This is a genomic window from Campylobacter sp. 2018MI01 (assembly GCF_018501205.1).
In the GTDB taxonomy this organism is placed as follows: Bacteria; Campylobacterota; Campylobacteria; order Campylobacterales; family Campylobacteraceae; genus Campylobacter_E.
In genome coordinates this window covers 1-3,127 of the sequence record NZ_JAHCZE010000099.1, presented here as the reverse complement: position 1 = coordinate 3,127, position 3,127 = coordinate 1, and the positions used below count along the sequence as shown (strand labels likewise).

The 3,127-nt window shown below is 24.8% G+C and carries 3 protein-coding genes; 2 read left to right on the top strand and 1 reads right to left on the bottom strand.

Going from position 1 to position 3,127, the window contains the following annotated elements:
- Nucleotides 1-527: 527 nt before the first annotated feature.
- Complete coding sequence (locus KJQ97_RS09070) at nucleotides 528-1,133, bottom strand: Crp/Fnr family transcriptional regulator (RefSeq protein ID WP_214120643.1); 606 nt, start codon at nucleotides 1,131-1,133, stop codon at nucleotides 528-530.
- A gap of 62 nt (nucleotides 1,134-1,195) precedes the next feature.
- On the opposite strand from KJQ97_RS09070, the gene KJQ97_RS09065 reads away from it, so the two are divergent.
- Both KJQ97_RS09065 and KJQ97_RS09060 read left to right on the top strand, forming a co-directional pair.
- A complete protein-coding gene (locus tag KJQ97_RS09065) occupies nucleotides 1,196-2,137 on the top strand; it encodes a 4Fe-4S dicluster domain-containing protein (protein WP_214120642.1) in 942 nt (313 codons plus the stop codon).
- Nucleotides 2,127-2,795 (top strand): cytochrome b/b6 domain-containing protein, encoded by a 669-nt coding sequence (locus tag KJQ97_RS09060; RefSeq protein WP_214120641.1) that lies wholly within the window; start codon nucleotides 2,127-2,129, stop codon nucleotides 2,793-2,795. The genes KJQ97_RS09065 and KJQ97_RS09060 overlap by 11 nt, the downstream gene beginning before the upstream one ends.
- Nucleotides 2,796-3,127 lie beyond the last annotated feature (332 nt).

Sequence of the window (3,127 nt, the reverse complement as noted above, 5' to 3'; positions counted from 1 at the left end):
AGTGAATGATTTAAAACTTATATATAAGAAAGTTTTAAATGGCTCTTGATCACTTGTTTAGATATCAAAGATTGACGTTGAAATAATTGATATATTTAAAATTAACAATAAAACTATTTAAAATAACAAGTTTGATAACTGAAGTTATGCAAACGAAAGCCTGAATTATATACAGCAAAACTTAAAGTATTCTTAAATATGAAAATATTTTTTAAAAAAATTGAAAAAAATGAAAAAAATGTGAAAAAGTTTTTAAGTTATTTGAAATAGACCAATGGTAATTGATTGTTGAAAATACTTGGGAAATAAGAGTTTGGTGGAGTTTATCGTTATTAGGATTTATAGATGAAGTTTATAATATAAATATTTATAAAAAAACCAAAATTCTATTTCAAATTATTTTAAATAACTTTATTTTTAGTATTGCAATTAGAAATATAATTTAATTTTAAAGAATTTGAATTTGAAATTTAAATTTTAAATCTAGCAATATCTAAGATTTATTTTAAACTCCTGTTTTAAATTCTTTAAGTACAAACAATAATAGCACCTCGTTTTAACAAGATTTTATTATCATTTTTCAACTCTTTTAAAACCCTTGAAATACTTTCTCTTGAGCTACCTACTACTCTTGCTAATTCTTCGTGAGTAATTTTTAATTCATTATTACTTGCACTATCTTTTATATATTTTAAAACACGATTTGAAAGCGGCATAAAAGCAAAATCTTCTAAAAATTGCATAATTTCGCTAAGTCTTTTAGAAATAATGTCTAATTTTAGCTGTTTAAATTCTAAATATTTTTCGCTTAATTCTTCTAAATCTTTGCTAGGAATTACCCAAACATTAGTGTTTTTTACAAACTCAATATTAACATTAAAACTAATATTATTTAGCACGCAAGAAGCTGATAATAAGCAATATTCATCATTTGATAAATTAAAAATATCAATCTTTCTAATGCCATTATCAATAAATATCTTAATACTTCCATCAATTATAAATATAAGCCCTTGACAATCCCATAAATCATCGCCTTTTTTATAAGTCTTAAAAAGACCTTTTTCTAAACATTTTTTAATTAGCTCATTATTTGTAAATATAGAATTTAAAAAATCTTCAATCTTTTTCATTGTAACTTTATCACATACATAATTTTTAAAAACTCTTATACTTTATCAAAAAAAGGAATATTATGAGTTTAGATAGAAGAAATTTTTTAAAAATCGCAGGAATTGCTAGTGTAAGCAAGGTTTTTGCGAATACTAATCAAGAAAAAATGGCAAAACTAATTGATTTAAGCTTTTGCGATGGCTGTGCTAATTTAGCAACATCTTTATGCGTAAGTGCTTGTAAATTAAAAAATAAAGATGTTTTTCCTAAACCAATTAGCAAAATACCAAATTATTATCCACAAAAATTTTATGAAGATTATCAAGACAAAAAAGATGAGATTAATAGGCTAAATCCTTATAATTTCATCTATGTTGAAAAATTAAACATAGATGATAAAAATATAAATATCCCAAGACATTGTATGCATTGTGATGACCCAACTTGCCTTAAAATATGCCCTTTTGGAGCAATTAGCAAAGATAATTCAGCGGTTAAAATTAATCCTAATGTTTGTTTTGGTGGAGCAAAATGTAAAGATGTTTGCCCTTGGCACATACCACAACGACAAGCAGGAGTTGGAGTTTATCTTAAAATAGCACCTAAATTAGCAGGTGGTGGAGTTATGTATAAATGCGATTTATGTGCTGATATTAGCATTCCTGCTTGTGTGAGTGCTTGTCCTAAAAACGCAATGATATATGCAAATAAGGAAAAAATAAAATTACTAGCCCTAAAAAAGGCACAAGAATATAAAGATTTAGCCAAAGATGATGGCACATATATTTACGGAGATAAACAAAACGGCGGAACTGCAACTTTTTATGTATCACCGATTTCATTTGAAAAAATTCAAGAAGCAATAAGCAAAAAACACGCAAACAACACCCAAGGAATAGCACATATGAAAGTAGATATAAATAACAAAATAACCAATAATGACAAAATTATTAAAAGTGTTTTATTAAGCCCGATTGCAGGTGTTTTAGCAGGTGTTTTACTAAGGAAAAAAAATGAAAATTAAAAGACAAAGTATATTTAATCAAATAACTCATTTAGGAATAATGATTAGTGTTTTTGCGTTGATTTTTAGTGGTATTTTGCAAATGCCTGTCGCAAAAAGATATATGATTTATAAACTACCTTTAATGTCTTGGAGTGTGGATTATTATATTAGTTTGATGATTCATTATATTTTTAGTATTAGCTTGATATTTTTTGTGTTTTTGCATATTACATATTATATTTTACGCAAAGATTTTTCAATGCTTCCAAAAAAAGGTGATATTAAAAAAAGCATAAAATTAATCTATGCAATAATTTTTAACAAAGAAGAAGAACCTTGCGAAAAATACCTACCAGAACAACGCCTTGCGTATTTAGGACTTGTAATTATTATGGCTGTTTTGATTATTACAGGGCTTATTAAAACTTATAAAAATTTAGCAGGAATTTCAATTAGTGAAAACTCTATATTTTTAGTAGCATTACTACATAATATTGGAATGTTTTTAATGATTTTTTGGATATTTATACATTTATTTGCTTTTGTTTTTAAGACTAATAGAGCACTTTTAGGTGCTATGTTTGGTGGAAAAATTGATGCTAAATATGTATTAAAAAGACATAAATTATGGCATGAAGGTGTAAAAGCCGCTAAAAAGGTCTTAAATATGTTATGAGCTTTACTGGAACTAAATTATAAATTTGATTATTTGTTTAGTTGAAATTGATACCGATGAAATATACTTAAGAAAATAAATTTTCATAATATAAAAATAAGAAAAATTAGTAAAAACAAAGGACAATTTTAAGCAAATTTGCAAGTATTAAACAAAGCCAAAAATTATTACTAACTTTACTAAAAAAGGCATAAATCATACAATCAAATAAAAATATTATATTTATTTTGTAATACCAAAATATAGTTTTAAGATCTACTAATATTTTAAGATTAAATTAAATATTTTCAGTTAGATAACAGGTATAAAAAATTTTGTCTATTGTATTATTT

What these genes read in the sequence shown, in the direction of transcription:
- KJQ97_RS09070 (WP_214120643.1), bottom strand. Translation starts at nt 1,133, where the DNA reads ATGAAAAAGATTGAAGATTTTTTAAATTCTATATTTACAAATAATGAG.
- KJQ97_RS09065 (WP_214120642.1), top strand. Translation starts at nt 1,196, where the DNA reads ATGAGTTTAGATAGAAGAAATTTTTTAAAAATCGCAGGAATTGCTAGT.
- KJQ97_RS09060 (WP_214120641.1), top strand. Translation starts at nt 2,127, where the DNA reads ATGAAAATTAAAAGACAAAGTATATTTAATCAAATAACTCATTTAGGA.